Consider the following 16,850-nt stretch of genomic DNA (forward strand, 5'->3'; position numbering starts at 1 on the left):
GAGTCGAAGGCATGCGCGAACGGACACGGAGGGCGACCGCCCTGGGTGCGTCGGCCTTCATTCTCGCGGGCTCGGCCGCCCTCGCCATGCCCGGCACGGCCGCCGCCGCCGAGACCAAGACCGCCACCTGCGGCGGATCGGTGACCGCGAAGACCGGTGACACGATCCTCGGCAAGACACCGCTGCTCGGCATTCCCCTGAACCTCGGCCAGGCCGGTCCGGTCTCCGGGGTGCTCACGGGCACGATCAACGCGCTGCTCGGCACGGTCTGCAAGGTGACGGTGACCGTGGTGAACGCCGTCGTCGCGCCGGTCCCGGTCATCGGCGCACCCGCCGCGGAAGCGCTGAACGGCGCCGTCTCCGGCACCACTCAAGCGCTCACCGGCGGCGGCCAGCCCGCCCCCGGAACCCAGCCCCAGCCCGGAAAACCCGCCCCCGGAACGCCCGGCAGCGGTGGCCCGCAGACGGGCGGACCCGGTGCTCCGGCGCAGGGCGGCGCGCCGGCCGGTGGCATTCCGGCGGCGAACAGCCCGCTGCTGCCCGGCACCTTCACGCCGAACTTCGGCGGCCTGCCGTGGGGCGTCAACACCGGCTACGCCCCGATGCGTGACTACAGCTCCATCCCGATGGCGACGGCCGGTCTCTTCAGCCCGTCGCCCGGCCTCCGGTACGGCGGGCAGATCCCGGGTTACGCGCCGCAGTTCGGCGTCGCGACCGAAAACCAGAACGGAAATCCCGACGTCCAAACCGCGGGACAGGCCGAAGCATTACCGAACGTGAGCGACGGATTCACTCAGGACGGGAAACTGCCGCTGCTGATCGCCGTTTTGGCACTCTCCGGAGTCAGCGCGGGCCTTGTGCGCACTTGGGTCCTACGCCGAATGGCCGCTACAAGTTAGTCCTACCGCCTAGTATCTTTCTGGTCACTCCCTCGTTATCCCCGTTGCGGTGCTTCCTCATGCACTGCCACACGCCCCCACCGACCCGGAGGATCGCGCTCGTGCGGAAGACCACCATCTGGCAGACCACCCGCAAGGCGCTCACCGTCACCGCACTCGCGACCATGGTCACCGGTGGCGCGCTCCTGACGGCGGGCACCGCGTCCGCGGCCACCACGCTGGCGAACGCGTGCAGCGGCACCGTCAACGGCGGAATGGGCGACACCGTCGCGATCACCGGCACCTCGGTCAAGGAACTGGTGCGTGCCGGCGCGAAGGAAGCGGGCACGGTAGCCCTCTACGACATCGCCGCGAACGACATCGCCAAGGTCAACAGGATCGACCTCGGCACGGTCCCGAACGCCGCGGGCGGTTCGATCGAGGGCAAGGCGATCGGCACGGCCGTGCGCCAGGCGGTCAAGAACACGAAGTCCTGGGGCCTCGGGTTCAACCCCGAGAAAACCCTCGACTCCATCGAGCACAAGGTCGCCGGTAGCTGCGGCCTGACCACGGTCGCGACGAACTACGTCGCCCCCGCCCTGCCGACGCCGGGCACCACCGGCCCGCAGCAGGGCGGCAACGGCGGCGGCACCAACGGGCTGCCGTCCTCGCCGAGCCTGCTGCCCGGCGGCAGCAACGGCACCGGTTACGCCCCGCCGCGCGACTACGGCAACCTCCCGGTCGCGCAGCCGGGTGTCGCGGTGGCGCCGGGCGTGCGTTACCCGGCCAACAGCCCGCTTCCTGGCGAAGGTGCCCCGCAGTACGGCACCGACGGCCAGGCCGGACAGGGTGGCCCCGACGTCCGCAACGCGGGCAACGCCGAGGCGCTCGCGACCGACGGCATGCCCGGCGGCGACGTCCAGCTGCCGATGCTGCTCGCGGTGCTCGTGCTCGCCGGTGTGACCGCCGCGCTGGTCCGCACCTGGGTCCTGCGCCGCGTCTCCTGACGCCCGGTCGGGACCGGGCGAAGCCGCCAGGTACGCTTACCTGGACAAACCCTCCTGCCACGGACAGTCCGTGGCCGCGAGCCCATAGGAGGTGAGTGGTTGTGTCACGCCATTACGAGGTAATGGTCATCCTGGACCCCACGCTCGACGAGCGTACGGTGGCCCCGACCTTGGACAACTTCCTCAACGTGATCCGTACTTCGGGCGGAAGCGTGGAGAAGGTCGACGTCTGGGGACGCCGCCGGCTGTCCTACGAGATCAAGAAGCACGCCGAGGGCATCTACGCGCTCCTCGACCTGAACTCGACTTCGGAAGCGGTCAAGGAGCTGGACCGTCAGCTCTCGCTGCAGGAGACCGTGCTCCGCACCAAGGTCATGCGCCGCGAGATCAAGCCGGCCAAGCCCGTCGCCGCCAAGGCCTGAGCCGAAGGACTTTTCCGATGGCTGGAGACACCGTCATCACGGTGATCGGCAATCTCACGTCCGACCCGGAGCTTCGCTTCACCCCTTCCGGTGCGGCGGTCGCGAACTTCACGGTCGCGTCCACCCCGCGCACGCTGGACAAGCAGTCCGGTGAGTGGAAGGACGGCGAGGCCCTGTTCCTGCGCTGCAACATCTGGCGTCAGGCGGCCGAGAACGTCGCCGAGTCGCTGACGCGTGGCGCGCGTGTCGTCGTGCAGGGGCGCCTCAAGCAGCGGTCTTTCGAGACCAAGGAAGGCGAGAAGCGCACGGTCGTCGAGCTCGAGGTCGATGAGATCGGCCCGTCGCTGCGCTACGCCACCGCCAAGGTGAACAAGGTCAGCCGTGGCACCGGTGGCGGTGGAGGCGGCGGCTTCGGTGGCGGCGGCGGTGGCGGCCAGTCCGGCCCGCCCGCCGACGACCCGTGGGGTTCCGCCCCGCCCGCCGGTGGCGGCGGTGGCGGCGGCTTCTCGGACGAGCCGCCCTTCTGATCAGGCGCTCCACCGCGGGCGAGAGCTCCGCGAGACGCCTCGAGACAACCACTACGTAGAAATCCAGGAGAAATACCGTGGCCAAGCCACCCATCCGCAAGCCCAAGAAGAAGGTCTGCGTGTTCTGCAAGGCCGAGAAAAAGGGCCGCCCGGAGAACATCGACTACAAGGACACCAACCTGCTTCGGAAGTACATCTCCGACCGCGGGAAGATCCGTGCCCGCCGGGTGACCGGCAACTGCAGCCAGCACCAGCGTGACATCGCCATCGCGGTCAAGAACTCCCGCGAAATGGCGCTGCTGCCCTACACCTCGACCGCACGCTAAGGAGGCACGTCAATGGCGAAGATCATTCTCACCACCGACGTCGCCAACCTCGGTGGGCCCGGCGACATCGTCGAGGTCAAGGACGGCTACGCGCGCAACTACCTGCTCCCCCGCGGCTACGCCATCGTGGCCACCAAGGGCGCGGAGAAGAACGTGCGCACGATCAAGCGGGCGCAGGAGAGCCGTCGCATCCGCGACCTCGACCACGCCAAGGAGATCAAGGCGACGCTGGAGGGCCTCGGCGCCATCCAGCTGAGCGGCAAGGCGGCCGAGGGCTCGAAGAAGCTCTTCGGTTCGATCACCACCGCCGAGATCGTGGACGCGATCAAGGCCGCGGGTGGCCCGCTGCTCGACAAGCGCGTCATCGAGCTGAAGGACCACATCAAGACCGTGGGCAAGCACTCGGTCGGCGCCCGTCTGCACCCCGACGTCCGCGTCGACGTGCGGCTCGAGGTCAAGGCCAAGTAACACCGCTTCGACAGAGGGCGGGACGTCTCCATCGCGGAGAAGTCCCGCCCTTTGCTTTGCGCGGAACCCCACCCCGCCGGGTCACGTCTTAGGATTGACTCGACGTCGAGGCACGGGGACTCAAAAAGGGGATCTGGAACCAATGGCTTACGACAGCAACGCCGAGCAGAACCGGCAGGAGAAGGTCACGGTGTCCGCGCCAGCCAATCCTGACAAGCCGTCGTCGGGCGGGGGCGGTGGCGGGTTCAGCTTCGACAAGGACAAGATCGACGGCATCATCAAGAAGTGGACCGACCTGCAGGCCGAGCTCAAGCGGGACTACAACGACGCGAACCTGATGGCGAACGTCAAGGCGCCCGGCAAGGAGTTCGCGAGCGGCGACTGGGAGAAGCTGGCCAACCCGTCGGGCAAGGCGTTCCTGGAGCAGAACCAGAAGATGCAGGACTACGTCAAGAACTACATCGACCAGCTGACCGCCGCGAAGCAGAAGATCGCCACGAACGAGGCCGAAACGCAGGCTTCGCTCAACAAGCACAAGGCCGTGTGATGCGACGTTCCCTCGTACTCGTTTTCGCCGCCGCCGCGCTGGTCGCGGGCTGTTCGAGCCCCAAGAGCGGCACGGCCTCCTCGGAGCCGACCTTTACGACCGGTTCCCCCGGCGCGTCGAGCGGTTCGTCCGGCTCCGCGCCCAAGGTGTCGCACCCGTTGAACACCGCTTCGATCGAAAGCAACGCGTGCTCCGCGCTTTCCGCCGCGAAGCGCACCGAGCTCGGCCTCGGCGAAGGTGAGCAGCGCACGACGAGCGCCGGACCTGGCTGCTCGATCTTCGCCGCGGACGACCGGCTGAACCAGATCGAGATCAGCCCGGTGCTCGCGAACAAGAACGGCCTCAGCGACGTCTACGACACGAAGGCCAACAACGAGTACTTCGAGCCGACCGAGGTCGCCGGGTACCCGGCGGTGTACGCCGCGTCGCTCGACGCCCGTGACAAGGGCAAGTGCGGCCTCTTCGTCGGCGTGACCGACCAGCTGGCCGTCAACATCCTGGTGCAGTACGACAACGGGCCCGGCGCGAGCGCGCCGTGCCCGGTCGCGCTCAAAGTGGGGGAAGCGATGATCGAGACGTTGAAGGAGGGCTGACCCGTGTTCCTGCTGCCGATCATCGCCGGATACTCGGCCTACAACCTGGCGACCACGAAATCCGGCGACTTCGAAGCGTCGGGCGGCGATCGCAAGATCGACTGCTACAACATCTGGGAGAAGATCGTCACCGGTCCCGGTACCGGTTCGATCCAGGAGGGCCAGGCCGCGGCGACCCGGCTCAAGGCCGGCTACCAGGACAGGCTGACCACCATCGACAACCTGTCGAAGGAGATGGACGCCGCCTGGACCGGTAAGAGCGCCGAAGCCGCGCAGCAGTCCGGAGCACATCCGCTGCGCGCGTGGATGGACGACTCCGGCAAGAAGCTGGTCGACTCCGACAAGTACCTCGGCGAGCAGAACACCGCGTTCACCACGGTGAAGGCGAAGGTGCAGCCGGTACCCAAGGACCCGCCGAAGAACAACCTGCTCAACTCCGTCACCCCGTGGACCACCGACACCGACCGCGCGATCCGGGACTACAACCAAAAGGGTCAAGCGAACGTCGACGCGTTCAACGAGTACTTCAAGGCCAGTTCCGAGAACGGCAAGAAGCTGCCCACCTACAACAAGATGGAGGGGCAGAACACGAACGTCGACGTCAACGGCGGCGGCGGCAACGGCAAGGACAAGGACGGCAACGGGAACGGCCAGGGCGACCGGAACGGGCACCACGGCATGCCGGGCATCTCGACGCCGCCCGGTTCGATGCCGCCCGGCGGGATGCCGAGCGTCCCCGGTTCGAACATGCCGGGCATCGGCACGCCGGGTTCGAACCTGCCAGGGTCGAACCTGCCGGGCAGCAACCTGCCAGGGTCGAACATTCCCGGTTCGAACCTGCCGGGGTCCAACCTGCCCGGCGGGCAGTACAACCCGAACATCCCCGGCAGCAACTACAAGCCGCCGTCCTGGGACGACGGGACGAGCGCGTCCGGCTACACCCCGCCGAAGATCCCCGGTGCCGGCGGCTTCGGACCCGGTGGCGGCGGGGGAGGCGGTGGCGGCGGCTTCGGCGGCACCGACATCCCCGGTGCGGGCGGTTTCGGTCCGGACGGTGGCTTCGGCGGCGGGTTCGGTCCCGGTGGCAGTAGCGGAGCGGCCCTGCCCGGCAACGCGGGTGCGATGGGCGGCGCCGGCATGGGCGGTGGCGCGGCCGGTTCCGGTTCCGGAGCGGGCCGAGGCGCCGGCGGCATGATGGGCGGCATGGGCGGTATGGGAGCCGGTGGCGCCAAGGGGAAGGGCGGCGAGGACGAGGAGCGCAGCGCCAAATTCCTCGTTGGCGACGATCCCAACGAGATCTTCGGAACCGACGAACTCACCGCACCGCCGGTGATCGGCGAGTAGTCATCACGAGCGGGCCGGGCGCGTGCCAAGATTGGGGCGGCGCCCGGCTTGTCTTGTTCCGGGCTGGACGAACAAGAACGACTAGGGGGCAGTTCCGGTGCTGGACAAGCAGGTCACGATCACGACCGGCACCCTCATCACGCTGATCCGCCGACGGGGCGGCGAGCCGCACACGATCCTGTCGGAAACGCCGACCTGGTACGACGAGGACGCGCAGCGGGCCGAGGACGAGCGGACCAACGAGGAGCTGGCGCGCCAGGGCCTCTTCGGCGCGCGGGGGCTGCACCCCGGCTTCAAGGCGACGCTGGAAGCGATCGCCAGGCCGTCACTCGAGTACTACGGCTGGGTCGACGGCGGCTTCGAGGGCAAGGCACTGAGCTTCAGCCTGCTCGCGGGGAGCGCCGGCGGCGAGGGCTTCGTCCTCGCCCGGCACAGCGAGCACGACGGCATCGCGCTCGCGTCGGTGCGGCCCGAAGAACTGCTCACCGAGTTCCTCGACCAGATCCCGAAGCTCGCGCCGGGACGCGGCCGCCCGATCGCCGTCCCGAAGAGTCAGGTCGATGCCCCGCGGTCGTCGTCGACGGCGCAGGACGAGGGCTTCGAGGTGCTTCGCAGCGGACGGCAGAGCGCGGGCAGCCAGGAGGCCGACGAGCTTCGCCGCATCCTCGCGTTACGCCGTTTGGGGAGCGGCAGCCTCTACGTCGCGGCCCGCGGCCGGAGCGGCGCGCGGCAGCGGATCGAACGCCCGGTGAACTACATCGATACGACCGAAGGCCGGTGGCTGACCGAAGAGGTACCGGGGAGTGGCGAGCCGAGGATCGCCTTCACACCCGCCGACCAGCAGGTTCTCGCGGAACGACTACGGAGCGCACAGGGCAGGTTGTTCGCGTCCTGAATTCCGCTCCGGTCAGCCGGGCGGGGCACCCCTCCACTCTCCGTGGTATTCATCCACAGGGCACCCCTGTGCGCCCGCGTGCGACACGCCGAACGACGAGTTTTGCCCGACACGCCGGACGGAGTTGAATAAAGTTCTCCACAGTGTCTCCACAGGCTCTGACCAGCGCTTTTGTCAGACCATTGCCGCGTTGCCCACAAGTTGTACACAGGCTTTCGGCCACCTGTGAAGGGATGCCCGCAGTCATCCCCAGGTTATCCACAGGGCGGTCCCCAGGCGAAATTGCGCTGGTCCTTTCGGGGGGCCTACCGTGCCCGCCGGGCCGGTACACACCGTGGTGGCCGTCCGGCAGGGGAAGAGCGCGGGGAGCACCGGGAGCCGAGGGAGGGCGGCCGGTGGAGACGGGCGGACCGACCGGGGAAATTCTGGCATAATCGAACGCGTGTTCGATGTCTTGAGGAGGTGGCAGCAGCGGTGGCGCTGACCGACGACCGCAATCCGATGTACGCGGAGTCCGACCCGGGTCCCGGCGACCCCGGTCCGCGTGGCGGCGAATACGACCGCCAGCCTCCGCAGGACATCGCGGCCGAGCAGTCCGTGCTCGGCGGCATGCTGCTGTCGAAGGACGCCGTCGCCGACGTCATCGAAGCCCTCGGGCCGGACGACTTCTACCGGCCCGCGCACCAGGCCATCTACGACGTCATCCTCGACCTCTACGGACGCGGCGAACCCGCCGACCCGATCACCGTCTCCGCCGAACTGGAACGCCGCGGCGAACTGGGCCGCGTCGGCGGCGCCCCGTACCTGCACACCCTGATCGCGACGGTGCCCACGGCGGCGAACGCCGGGTACTACGCCGAGATCGTCTCCGAAAAGGCGGTGCTGCGGCGCCTGGTCGAGGCGGGCACGCGGATCGTGCAGTACGGCTACGGCGCGGCCGCGGCCGACGGCGCGAACATCGACGAGGTCGTCGACCGCGCGCAGGCCGCGATCTACGACGTCACCGAGCGGCGCACCAGCGAGGACTACGTCGCGCTGGAAGAACTGCTCCAGCCGACCATGGACGAGATCGACGCGATCGCTTCCCGCGGCGGGCAGTCTCAGGGCATCCCGACCGGCTTCGCCGACTTCGACGATCTGACCAACGGCCTGCACCCCGGCCAGATGATCATCGTCGCCGCGCGTCCCGGTGTGGGGAAGGCACTCGCGCTCGACACCCCGCTGCCCACTCCCGGCGGCTGGACGACCATGGGCGAAGTCCAGCCGGGCGACCGGCTGCTCGGCGCGAACGGACGCCCCACGACCGTGGTCGCGGCGACCGAGGTCATGGTCGGCCGACCGTGTTACGAAGTCGAGTTTTCGGACGGCTCGGTGCTCCTCGCGGACGCCGAACACCAGTGGCTGACCGACACCAGGGCGTCCCGCCGTTCGAGTCACTCAGCGCCTGCGGTGCGGACGACGGAAGAACTGGCGGCCTCCCTGCGATGCGAGACCGCGGATCGGCGTGCCGACCACTCGATCGCGACCACGGCCCCGTTGCAACTGCCCGAACGTGATCTCCCGCTTCATCCCTACGCACTCGGAGCCTGGCTGGGTGACGGCCACTCGGCCAGTGCGCGCTTCACCACGGCGGATCCCGAGATCATCTGCTATCTGGAGGCGGAAGCCGGACTTCTGGTGGAACGCCGCGGGGAACTGTCGTACACCCTCCGGCTGGTCCCCCCGGACTCGGTGGAATACCGGCCTTGTGAGGTATGCGGAGAACCGTTCCATCCCCAGACCTCGCAAGTACGGACGTGTGGCCGTTCGTGCGGCGGCAAAGCGCGTTTCCAGAGTCCTCCGGTGCCCGCGCCGACCTGCCCCGACTGCGGGCGCCCGTCGTCCGGCATGCGGCTTTGCCATGCCTGTCGCAACGAACACGGCAGCGTGCAGGCGATCCTCCGCACGATGGGCGTACTCGGCGACAAGCACATCCCCGTGGACTACCTGCGGGCGTCCGTCGAACAACGTCGCGCTCTGCTGGCAGGCCTGCTCGACACCGACGGCACCGTCAACCATTCCGGCGCTGTCCAGTTCGCGGTGACGAACAAGGTGCTCGCCGAACAGACGCGGGAGCTGATCGTCAGTCTCGGCTACCGCTGCTCGCTGACGACCAAGAAGGTCAAGGGGCGCAGCGAGGCGTCCTCGACGGCGTACATCCTCGGCTTCACCACCCAGGATCGAGTGTTCTGGCTGCAGCGTAAGCACCTGCTGCAGAAGGAACGGCTCACCAACGTCCGCGTCCGTCCCCCCCTCCGCTACATCGTGGACGTCCGCCCCGTGCCGTCCGTTCCGGTGCGGTGCGTGGAAGTCGACGCGCCGGACCATCTGTATCTGGCCGGACGTTCGATGATCCCGACCCACAACTCGACCCTGGGCCTGGATTTCGCGCGTTCGGCGTCCATCAAACACGGCCTGACCAGCGTGATCTTCTCGCTGGAAATGAGCAGGACCGAGATCGTCATGCGCATGCTCTCGGCCGAGGCTCGGATCCGGCTGGCGGATATGCGCGGTGGCAAGATGTCCGACGACGACTGGACGCGGCTCGCGCGCCGGATGAGCGAGGTCTCCGAGGCGCCGCTGTTCGTCGACGACTCGCCGAACATGACGATGATGGAGATCCGCGCGAAGGCCCGGCGGCTCAAGCAGCGCAACGATCTCAAACTCGTCGTCCTCGACTACCTCCAGCTGATGACCTCGGGTAAACGCGTCGAGTCCCGGCAGCAGGAGGTCTCGGAGTTCTCGCGGCAGATGAAGCTGCTGGCCAAGGAGATCGAGGTCCCGGTGATCGCGATCAGCCAGCTGAACCGTGGTCCCGAGCAGCGGACCGACAAACGCCCGATGCTGTCCGACCTCCGTGAGTCCGGCTCACTGGAGCAGGACGCCGACCTCGTCATCCTGGTGAACCGTCCCGACGCCTGGGAGCGGGACGACCCGCGTGCCGGCGAGGCGGACTTGATCATCGCGAAGCATCGTGCCGGGCCGACGGCGACGATCACCGTCGCACACCAGCTGCACTACAGCCGCTTCGTGGACCTTTCGCACGACTAGCGAGCGGCCGCTACGCGAGCGTCGTGAGGAAGCGCGCGACCAGGGGGTTCTGGTCGTCGGCACGCCAGGCTGCGGCGACTCGCGTGCGCGCGGTGGCGGGCGTGATCGTGCGGAAGGCGACCTCTTCGAGGCGGATGCGCCGGATGCTCTCCGGGGCCAGTGAAACGCCGAGTCCGGCACCGACCAGTGCGCAGACGGTCTGCCATTCCACCGCTCGTTGAGCCACCTGGGGCGTGAAGCCCGCCTCGGCGCACAGGTCGACGATCCGGTCGTGCAGCCGCGGACCGACAGCGCGGGGCAGGAGCACGAAGGACGAGCCCGCCAGCTGCTCGACCCGGATCGTCCGATGTGCCGCGAGCGGATGGGCCGACGGCAGAACGGCCACGAAGGGCTCGGTCAGCACGGTCTTGAACCCGAGCTCCGGCTCGTCGGCGGGCGGTTCGCGCAGCAGGCCGATGTCGATGGTCCTTTCGTGCAGCGCGGCGATCTGCGGTGCCGTGGTCATCTCGTGGATGTCCAGGTGCACGTCGGGAAACCGGTCACGGAAAGTCCGCAGCAGACCGGGAAGGACGGTCAGGGCGAGAGAGGCCGCGAAGCCGATCCGCAGGCTGCCGGCGAGGCCGCTGCCCACGGCCCGTGCCGCGGCCAGGCCGTCCGCGAGGCCGGCGAGGGCGTTCCGGGCGGCGGGCAGCAGTTCCCGGCCTGCCGGGGTGAGGGCGACGCGTCCGGGGTTGCGGTCGAAGAGCGCGTGGCCGACTTTCTCCTCCAGACGGCGGATCTGCTGGCTCAGCGGCGGTTGCGCGATGCCGAGGCGAGTGGCCGCGTGACCGAAGTGGAGCTCCTCGGCGAGCACGACGAAGGCGTGCAACTGGGCGAGGGGCAGCTCGGGGCGATCCATATTCATAGAGATATCAGAAGATGCGCAAAGCTGTATTAGACGTATCACTGTCGGCCGCTTAGGTTCGGCGTATGACAGCAAGACGCGCGATCCTCAGCGGCTCGACCTTCGAGGAACAGATCGGGTACGCGCGGGCCGTGGTCGACGGCGACTGGGTGCACGTGTCCGGGACGACGGGGTTCGACTACCGCACCATGACGATCTCCGACGACGTCGTGGCGCAGGCAGGGCAATGCCTGAGCAACATGAGGCCGCGCTGGGCGAGGCGGACTGCACCTTCGCCGATGTGGTGCGAGTGCGCTACCTGTTGCCCGACCGGGAGGATTTCGAGCCCTGCTGGCCGGTTCTGCGCCGAGCGTTCGGTGAGGTCCGGCCCGCCGCCACGATGCTCATGTGCGGCCTCGCCGACCCCCGCATGAAGATCGAGATCGAGGTGTACGCGCGACGGGCCACCGCGTGAGGTTCAGTCCGGCTGGAAGAATGCGAGCATCTTCCGCGCGGCGTCCGGCGCCGTCAGGAGTTCGTGGACCCGTGCGGACATCCGGGCGGCGGCGCTCGTGCGCTCGAACATCTCGCGTTCGTAGTCCTTGACGGCGGTCGGGAAGTCGCCGGGGCGCGCGGCCAGCGCCAGGCCGAGCAGGGCGCCGTCCAGCAGGGCCATGTTGGCGCCTTCCCCCACCGCGGGCATCAGGTGCGCGGCGTCGCCGACCAGCGTGACCCCGGGATTCGCCTGCCAGGTCAGGCCCGCCGGGAGCGCGGCGATGGGGCGGGGCACGACCGTGTCGTCGCAGGCCTCGATGAGCGCGGTGAAGCGGGCGTCCCAGCCGTCGAGTTCCTCGATCAGCCGTGTCCGGGCGGCGGCCGGGTCGTCGAACGGGATCCCGCTCGTGGCGAGCCAGTCCTCGGCGGTGTTGTAGAAGCTCAGGCCGACGCGGACGCGGCCGTCGCCGTTGCGCTGCGCGGCCAGGGATTTCCCGTCGCCGAGCGCCCAATAGGTGCCGCGTCCGACCAATTCCGCGAGATCGGGATGGGTGCGATCGATGTCGGAGATGCAGAGCTCGACGAGGTTGTGGCCGAGATGCACCGGGCGGGCGTCGGTGAGCAGCGCGCGGACGCGGGAGTTCGCGCCGTCGGCGCCGACCAGCAGGTCGCACGCCGCGGTGCTCCCGTCGACAAAGGTCACGACGCCGCCGTCGGCGGACGCGAACGCGAGCCCCCAGCGCACGGTGCCTTCGGGAAGGGAGTCCAGCAGCAGGTCGCGTAGATCGGCTCGGTCGACCTCGGGCCGCGCGAACGGCGCGTCGTCGGGCGTGTCCTCCTGCAGCAACAAGGTGCCGTCGGGCTCCAGAAGCTTCATGTCCTGGCCCTCGCCGCGGGCGATCGCGTGGAACCCGTCGATCAGCCCGGCTTCGCACAGCGCCCGCTGACCGGTGTCGGCGTGGATGTCGAGCATGCCGCCCTGGCCGCGTGCGTCGCGCGACGGTTCGCGTTCGTAGACGACGGCCTCGATGCCGTTGACGTGCAGAACGCGAGCGAGCGCCAGGCCGCCGAGGCCTGCTCCGACGATGGCGATGGTCATGGTCGTCCCTTCGATACAGTGTATTCCTCGATACACTGTATCGAGCGATGCGTTGTATTGTCAGCGGCATGGTGGTGTGGGAGCGGCCGGAGCCGCCGGATCGGCCCGCCCTGGCCCCGCTGAGCCGCGAGCGGATCGTGCGGGCGGCGATCGAACTCGCCGACGCGGACGGCCTGGACGCGGTGTCGCTGCGCAAGATCGCCACGGCGCTCGACGTCGGCCCGATGCGGCTGTACGGCTACATCGCGAGCAAGGAGGAGCTGCTCGACCTGATGGTCGACGCCGCCCACGCCGGGATCCGGCCCGCCGGAACCGGCTGGCGGGAAGCGCTGCGGTCGTTCGCCGAAGCCATGCGGCGCACCGTTCACGAGCACGAATGGCTCGCCGACCTCCTGGGTGGCCGCCCCCAGCTCGGGCCGAACGCGCTGGCCGGCGGGGAAGCCGTGATGGCCGAGCTGGGCGACCTCGGGGTGGACGCCGTCATGCCGGTGGTCTCCGCGGTCAACGCGTACACGATCGGCGCGGTGCGCCGGGAGATCGCCGAGTGGCGCGCGGAACGCGCCACCGGGATGGACGAGAAGCGCTGGCAGGCCGAGCTCGGGCCCTATCTGCGGCGGACTCTCGCGACCGGCGAGCTCCCAGCGCTGGCCACGGTCGTGCGCGACGCCGTCCACCTGGACCCCGACGAGACCTTTCGGATCGGCCTCGATTTCCTGCTGGACGGCATCGAAGCCCGCCTCTCAAGCTGATCGACTCCCGTGTCAGCGCCGTGACCGTCCCGTGTCAGCGCGATCCGCGAACGTAGCCGGCATGACCAAGACACTGAAGACCTTCCGCCGCATCGGCCTCACCGCGCTGGCCGCCGCACTGCTGACGGGGGTCGCCGTGCCGACGGCGTCCGCCGGGCAGGACCGTCCGGAATTGCGAAAGGCCGTCCAGGAATTCGTCGACGCCGGGTTCGGCGGGATGCAGCTTCGCGTCCGCGACGAGCGAGGCGAATGGACCGGCAGCGCCGGGGTGCGCGAGCTGGGCGGGACCGCGAAACCGCCGACCAACGGTCACTTCCGCGTCGGCAGCACATCGAAGAACTTCACCGCGGCCCTGGTACTGCAGCTGGTGGCCGAGGGCAGGATCGGTCTCGACACCCCGGTCGCCGGTCTCCTTCCCGGGCTCGGGCTGGACTCGCGGATCACCGTGCGGATGCTGTTGCAGCACACCAGCGGTCTGTTCAACCACACCGGCCAGGTCAACCCGGACGGGACGGTCACGCCGGGGATCCCGTGGGCGGGCAAGGAATGGGTGGACAAGCGGTTCCACACCTATCAGCCGGAGGAACTGGTCCGCCTGGCGGCGTCCAAGCCACCGGTCTTCGAGCCGGGCGCGGGCTGGAGTTACTCCAACTCCAACACCGTGGTGGCCAGGCTGCTCGTCGAAAAGCTCTCCGGCCGTCCCTTCGCCGAGGAGCTGGACCGGCGGATCCTGCGGCCGCTCAAGTTGCGTGACACCTTGTCGCCGGGAGCGTGGGCCGGGATGCCCAAGCCGTACGCCCACGCCTACTACCGCTACGAAGACGCCGGGCAGTGGAAGACGATCGACGTCACCCACCAGAACCCGTCCTGGATCTCCAGCGCCGGCGACATGATCTCGACGACCAAGGATCTCCAGACTTACTTTTACGCGCTGCAGAGCGGAAAGCTCCTCCCGGCGTGGCTGATGGAGGAGATGCGCAAGACGCACCCCGGCAGCCAGAGCCTCTACGGCTTCTACGGTCTCGGGCAGTTCTCGCAGGACTTGGGCCCGGGCTGCGGCACGGTCCTCAACCACAACGGCGGCCTCAACGGCTACGCGGCCTTGATGTACAGCACGCCCGACGGCAGCAAAACGCTGACCGCGTCGATCACCGCGGGCGATTCCGAGAAGGACCCGCTGCCGTCGTTCCCGGCGGCGCTGGACAAGCTCGTCCGGACGGTGTTCTGCGGCAAGTGAGGGAGACCGGTCAGCGCGCCCGCTCGGCCAGCCGGGCCGCCAGCGCGCCGACCAGGTCGCGGAGTTCGGCCGGCCGTTCGATGACGAACGGCCGGTCGAGCGCGGCGATCCGCGCCGGGATCCAGTCGAGCCGCTGTGCCCGGATACGGGCGCGCATCCAGTCGCCCGCGGACTCCAGGGTGGCCACGGACGGCGGGAAGACGGCGCGGATCTCCTCGGGCGGCGCCTGGATCCGCACGGAGACGTCGTGCCGGTACGGCGTCTCGGCCAACGCCGTCAGCACCCGTTCGGCCGGGTCGAAGTCGTCGGGGACCTCGAAGGTCCCGGGCTGCGGCTCCGCCGACTTGATCCGGTCGACGCGGAAGGTGCGCACCTCACCGCTCGCCGAGTCGAAACCTGTCAGGTACCAGCGGCCGGAATGCGCCACGACGCCGTACGGATGGACAACGCGTTCGCTGGCTCCGCCGTGCCCGGCGAGGTACGCGAGCCCGACCGGGTGCCGATCCCGTGCCGCCTCCGCGACGGTGAGCAGCACTTCCGCCTCGGCCGAGAGGGCTTTCCGGGCAGGCGAGGTGAAGTCGGCGGTCTCCAGCAGCGCGTCCAGCCGCCGGCCCAGTGCTTCGGGAAGGACACGGCGGACCTTCGCGGCCGCGCTCTCGACGGCCGCGACCGACGTGGTGATCAGTCCGGCTCGCCGTCCCGCGACCAGGCCGAGCAGGACCGCCAGCGCCTCTTCGCCGGTCAGCATCAGCGGTGGCATCCGGTAGCCGGGGGCGAGGCGGTAGCCGCCGTAGCGTCCGCGCACCGAGCGGACCGGGATGTCCAGGTCGAGGAGGTGTTCGGCGTAGCGGCGGACGGTGCGTTCGTCCACGTCGAGCCGTCCGGCGAGCTCGGCGACCGTATGCGTCCCGCCGCTCTGGAGGATCTCGAGCAACGCGAGCACGCGGGCGATGGGCCTGGTCACAGCCCGGATGATACCGGGCGGATCCTGTCCGGTATTGCTCCTAGCGTGGCCGGTGTTCCGCTTTCCGGCACCGAAAGGACCCACCGTGCAGTTCGTTTCCGTCCGCGTGATCACCCACGACGTCGCCCGCCTCGCCGGCTTTTACGAGAAGGTGACCGGCCTCGAAGCGCGGTGGCGCTCCGAGCAGTTCGCCGAACTCGTCGGCCCGTCCTGCACCTTGGCGATCGGCAGTGCCGAGACGATGACCCTGTTCGGCGCGGGCGCCGCGGTGCCGGAGTCGAATCGGACAGCGATCCTCGAATTCCGGGTCGAGGACGTCGACCGGGAGTACGACCGGCTGGCGGAGCTGGCCGAAATCGTGCAGAAGCCGACCACGATGCCGTGGGGGAACCGGTCGCTGCTGTTCCGCGATCCCGACGGCAACCTGGTCAACTACTTCGCGCCGAGCGCGCCGTAGTTCCGGACGAACGCGGTCAGCAGCCGGGCGAACTCGCGGCGGTCTTCGTCCGGCCAGTCCGCCATCGCCTCGGCGAACACCGAGCGGCGGAATTCGTGCATGCGCGTCACTTCGGCGCGGCCTGCCCCGGTGAGCACGAGGACGGCACGGCGGCCGTCGCGCTGATCGGCTTCACGCCGGAGAAAGCCGTCCTCGACCGCGCGCGCGACCAGACGGCTCGCGCGCGGCTGGTCGATGGTCAGCGCCGCGGCGAGGCTGGTGACGGTGCCCGGTTCGCCGCTCTCCTCCGCCGCCTCGACGGCGTCGAGGAGCCCTTGTATCGCCTGGTCCGGCATCGTTTCGGCACGGTCGCGCGCGAGTTTCGACAGCGATCGCCTCGCCTGGCTGCGCCGGATGGCGATCATCGCGCGTTCCACTTCGGCCACGGCGTCCGTCATTACCCGTCCTCACCAAATGCATGTACTTTTACATGTAGTTGCCGTCTACATGAGGAGTATCCATGAAGCCCATCGGATTCTGGTTCGCCCACCTTCACCAGGCACTCGAATCTTCCCTGGAGAAGGCCCTCGCCACCGAAGCGCTGACCCGTCGCCACTGGCAGGTCCTGAACACGATCGACAGCGGAGCCTCTGTCGACGAAGCGCTGTCGCCGTTCGGAGAACTGCGGGAAACCATCGCCGACCTGCACGCTCGCGGCTGGGTCGACACCGAAGACGCCTTGACCGAGGCCGGCAGGGAGACGCATCTCCGACTGAAGGCCAAGGTCGGCGAGTTCCGCTCACGCGCGACCGAAGGCATCGGCGACGACGACTACCGGACGGCGGTCGGCGTGCTCGAACGCATGGCCGCGAACCTCGCCCGGGAATAAG

20 protein-coding genes are annotated in these 16,850 nt (G+C 69.0%); 16 read left to right on the forward strand and 4 right to left on the reverse strand.

Annotated features, from left to right (window positions below):
- The first annotated feature begins 11 nt into the window (after nucleotides 1–11).
- The 11 genes from ACIHAO_RS01890 to dnaB all read left to right on the forward strand — a co-directional run bounded on the left by ACIHAO_RS01890 (nucleotide 12) and on the right by dnaB (nucleotide 10,097).
- Nucleotides 12–899: a hypothetical protein gene (locus ACIHAO_RS01890; protein ID WP_396554289.1), complete on the forward strand. Its 888-nt coding sequence runs from the start codon at nucleotides 12–14 to the stop codon at nucleotides 897–899.
- A gap of 101 nt (nucleotides 900–1,000) precedes the next feature.
- Nucleotides 1,001–1,885 (forward strand): hypothetical protein, encoded by an 885-nt coding sequence (locus ACIHAO_RS01895; RefSeq protein ID WP_396554290.1) that lies wholly within the window; start codon nucleotides 1,001–1,003, stop codon nucleotides 1,883–1,885.
- Between the two features lie 101 nt (nucleotides 1,886–1,986).
- A complete protein-coding gene (rpsF, locus tag ACIHAO_RS01900) occupies nucleotides 1,987–2,307 on the forward strand; it encodes a 30S ribosomal protein S6 (RefSeq protein WP_173426372.1) in 321 nt (106 codons plus the stop codon).
- Between the two features lie 17 nt (nucleotides 2,308–2,324).
- Entirely contained in the window at nucleotides 2,325–2,834 is a 510-nt protein-coding gene (locus ACIHAO_RS01905) for a single-stranded DNA-binding protein (RefSeq protein ID WP_125679406.1), read from the forward strand.
- A gap of 77 nt (nucleotides 2,835–2,911) precedes the next feature.
- Nucleotides 2,912–3,160 (forward strand): 30S ribosomal protein S18, encoded by a 249-nt coding sequence (gene rpsR, locus ACIHAO_RS01910; protein ID WP_005168122.1) that lies wholly within the window; start codon nucleotides 2,912–2,914, stop codon nucleotides 3,158–3,160.
- 12 nt (nucleotides 3,161–3,172) lie between these two features.
- A complete protein-coding gene (gene rplI / locus ACIHAO_RS01915) occupies nucleotides 3,173–3,628 on the forward strand; it encodes a 50S ribosomal protein L9 (RefSeq protein ID WP_005168124.1) in 456 nt (151 codons plus the stop codon).
- A 142-nt stretch (nucleotides 3,629–3,770) separates the two neighbouring features.
- Nucleotides 3,771–4,175: a hypothetical protein gene (locus ACIHAO_RS01920; RefSeq protein WP_396554291.1), complete on the forward strand. Its 405-nt coding sequence runs from the start codon at nucleotides 3,771–3,773 to the stop codon at nucleotides 4,173–4,175.
- On the forward strand, nucleotides 4,175–4,768 hold the full coding sequence (locus tag ACIHAO_RS01925) for a DUF3558 domain-containing protein (protein ID WP_396554292.1): 594 nt from the start codon (nucleotides 4,175–4,177) through the stop codon (nucleotides 4,766–4,768). Before ACIHAO_RS01920 ends, ACIHAO_RS01925 begins: the two co-directional genes overlap by 1 nt.
- Nucleotides 4,769–4,771: 3 nt before the next feature.
- The gene (locus ACIHAO_RS01930) at nucleotides 4,772–6,112 is read left to right on the forward strand and encodes a PPE domain-containing protein (protein WP_396554293.1); all 1,341 of its coding nucleotides are present in this window, start codon (nucleotides 4,772–4,774) and stop codon (nucleotides 6,110–6,112) included.
- Nucleotides 6,113–6,209: 97 nt separating this feature from the next.
- On the forward strand, nucleotides 6,210–7,007 hold the full coding sequence (locus ACIHAO_RS01935; protein ID WP_396554294.1) for an ESX secretion-associated protein EspG: 798 nt from the start codon (nucleotides 6,210–6,212) through the stop codon (nucleotides 7,005–7,007).
- A gap of 474 nt (nucleotides 7,008–7,481) precedes the next feature.
- Nucleotides 7,482–10,097, forward strand: coding sequence for a replicative DNA helicase (gene dnaB / locus ACIHAO_RS01940; RefSeq protein WP_396554781.1), 2,616 nt, complete (start codon nucleotides 7,482–7,484; stop codon nucleotides 10,095–10,097).
- A 10-nt stretch (nucleotides 10,098–10,107) separates the two neighbouring features.
- On the opposite strand, the gene ACIHAO_RS01945 is transcribed toward dnaB, so the two are convergent.
- Nucleotides 10,108–11,001 carry a LysR family transcriptional regulator gene (locus tag ACIHAO_RS01945; RefSeq protein WP_396554295.1) on the reverse strand — a complete coding sequence of 298 codons (894 nt, stop codon included), beginning with the start codon at nucleotides 10,999–11,001 and terminating at the stop codon, nucleotides 10,108–10,110.
- Between the two features lie 226 nt (nucleotides 11,002–11,227).
- Between ACIHAO_RS01945 and ACIHAO_RS01950 the strand changes: the two genes are divergently transcribed.
- Nucleotides 11,228–11,455: a Rid family hydrolase gene (locus tag ACIHAO_RS01950; RefSeq protein ID WP_396554296.1), complete on the forward strand. Its 228-nt coding sequence runs from the start codon at nucleotides 11,228–11,230 to the stop codon at nucleotides 11,453–11,455.
- A 3-nt stretch (nucleotides 11,456–11,458) separates the two neighbouring features.
- On the opposite strand, the gene ACIHAO_RS01955 is transcribed toward ACIHAO_RS01950, so the two are convergent.
- Nucleotides 11,459–12,574, reverse strand: a complete 1,116-nt coding sequence (locus ACIHAO_RS01955; RefSeq protein ID WP_396554297.1) for an FAD-dependent oxidoreductase — start codon at nucleotides 12,572–12,574, stop codon at nucleotides 11,459–11,461.
- A gap of 68 nt (nucleotides 12,575–12,642) precedes the next feature.
- Between ACIHAO_RS01955 and ACIHAO_RS01960 the strand changes: the two genes are divergently transcribed.
- Nucleotides 12,643–13,323: a TetR/AcrR family transcriptional regulator gene (locus ACIHAO_RS01960; protein ID WP_396554298.1), complete on the forward strand. Its 681-nt coding sequence runs from the start codon at nucleotides 12,643–12,645 to the stop codon at nucleotides 13,321–13,323.
- 61 nt (nucleotides 13,324–13,384) lie between these two features.
- The gene (locus ACIHAO_RS01965; RefSeq protein ID WP_396554299.1) at nucleotides 13,385–14,560 is read left to right on the forward strand and encodes a serine hydrolase domain-containing protein; all 1,176 of its coding nucleotides are present in this window, start codon (nucleotides 13,385–13,387) and stop codon (nucleotides 14,558–14,560) included.
- A 10-nt stretch (nucleotides 14,561–14,570) separates the two neighbouring features.
- On the opposite strand, the gene ACIHAO_RS01970 is transcribed toward ACIHAO_RS01965, so the two are convergent.
- Entirely contained in the window at nucleotides 14,571–15,524 is a 954-nt protein-coding gene (locus ACIHAO_RS01970; RefSeq protein ID WP_396554300.1) for a helix-turn-helix transcriptional regulator, read from the reverse strand.
- An 85-nt stretch (nucleotides 15,525–15,609) separates the two neighbouring features.
- On the opposite strand from ACIHAO_RS01970, the gene ACIHAO_RS01975 reads away from it, so the two are divergent.
- Nucleotides 15,610–15,981: a VOC family protein gene (locus tag ACIHAO_RS01975; protein ID WP_396554301.1), complete on the forward strand. Its 372-nt coding sequence runs from the start codon at nucleotides 15,610–15,612 to the stop codon at nucleotides 15,979–15,981.
- Here ACIHAO_RS01975 and ACIHAO_RS01980 read toward each other — a convergent pair.
- Nucleotides 15,957–16,418, reverse strand: a complete 462-nt coding sequence (locus tag ACIHAO_RS01980) for a MarR family winged helix-turn-helix transcriptional regulator (RefSeq protein WP_396554302.1) — start codon at nucleotides 16,416–16,418, stop codon at nucleotides 15,957–15,959. The genes ACIHAO_RS01975 and ACIHAO_RS01980 overlap by 25 nt on opposite strands.
- 62 nt (nucleotides 16,419–16,480) lie before the next feature.
- On the opposite strand from ACIHAO_RS01980, the gene ACIHAO_RS01985 reads away from it, so the two are divergent.
- Nucleotides 16,481–16,849, forward strand: a complete 369-nt coding sequence (locus ACIHAO_RS01985; protein ID WP_396554303.1) for a MarR family transcriptional regulator — start codon at nucleotides 16,481–16,483, stop codon at nucleotides 16,847–16,849.
- Nucleotide 16,850 lies beyond the last annotated feature (1 nt).

Source organism: Amycolatopsis sp. NPDC052450 (assembly GCF_044547565.1).
Lineage (GTDB): Bacteria > Actinomycetota > Actinomycetes > Mycobacteriales > Pseudonocardiaceae > Amycolatopsis.

What these genes read in the sequence shown, in the direction of transcription:
- ACIHAO_RS01890 (WP_396554289.1), top strand. Translation starts at nt 12, where the DNA reads ATGCGCGAACGGACACGGAGGGCGACCGCCCTGGGTGCGTCGGCCTTC.
- ACIHAO_RS01905 (WP_125679406.1), top strand. Translation starts at nt 2,325, where the DNA reads ATGGCTGGAGACACCGTCATCACGGTGATCGGCAATCTCACGTCCGAC.
- rplI (WP_005168124.1), top strand. Translation starts at nt 3,173, where the DNA reads ATGGCGAAGATCATTCTCACCACCGACGTCGCCAACCTCGGTGGGCCC.
- ACIHAO_RS01920 (WP_396554291.1), top strand. Translation starts at nt 3,771, where the DNA reads ATGGCTTACGACAGCAACGCCGAGCAGAACCGGCAGGAGAAGGTCACG.
- ACIHAO_RS01925 (WP_396554292.1), top strand. Translation starts at nt 4,175, where the DNA reads ATGCGACGTTCCCTCGTACTCGTTTTCGCCGCCGCCGCGCTGGTCGCG.
- ACIHAO_RS01945 (WP_396554295.1), bottom strand. Translation starts at nt 11,001, where the DNA reads ATGAATATGGATCGCCCCGAGCTGCCCCTCGCCCAGTTGCACGCCTTC.
- ACIHAO_RS01950 (WP_396554296.1), top strand. Translation starts at nt 11,228, where the DNA reads ATGCCTGAGCAACATGAGGCCGCGCTGGGCGAGGCGGACTGCACCTTC.
- ACIHAO_RS01955 (WP_396554297.1), bottom strand. Translation starts at nt 12,574, where the DNA reads ATGACCATCGCCATCGTCGGAGCAGGCCTCGGCGGCCTGGCGCTCGCT.
- ACIHAO_RS01960 (WP_396554298.1), top strand. Translation starts at nt 12,643, where the DNA reads ATGGTGGTGTGGGAGCGGCCGGAGCCGCCGGATCGGCCCGCCCTGGCC.
- ACIHAO_RS01965 (WP_396554299.1), top strand. Translation starts at nt 13,385, where the DNA reads ATGACCAAGACACTGAAGACCTTCCGCCGCATCGGCCTCACCGCGCTG.
- ACIHAO_RS01980 (WP_396554302.1), bottom strand. Translation starts at nt 16,418, where the DNA reads ATGACGGACGCCGTGGCCGAAGTGGAACGCGCGATGATCGCCATCCGG.
- ACIHAO_RS01985 (WP_396554303.1), top strand. Translation starts at nt 16,481, where the DNA reads ATGAAGCCCATCGGATTCTGGTTCGCCCACCTTCACCAGGCACTCGAA.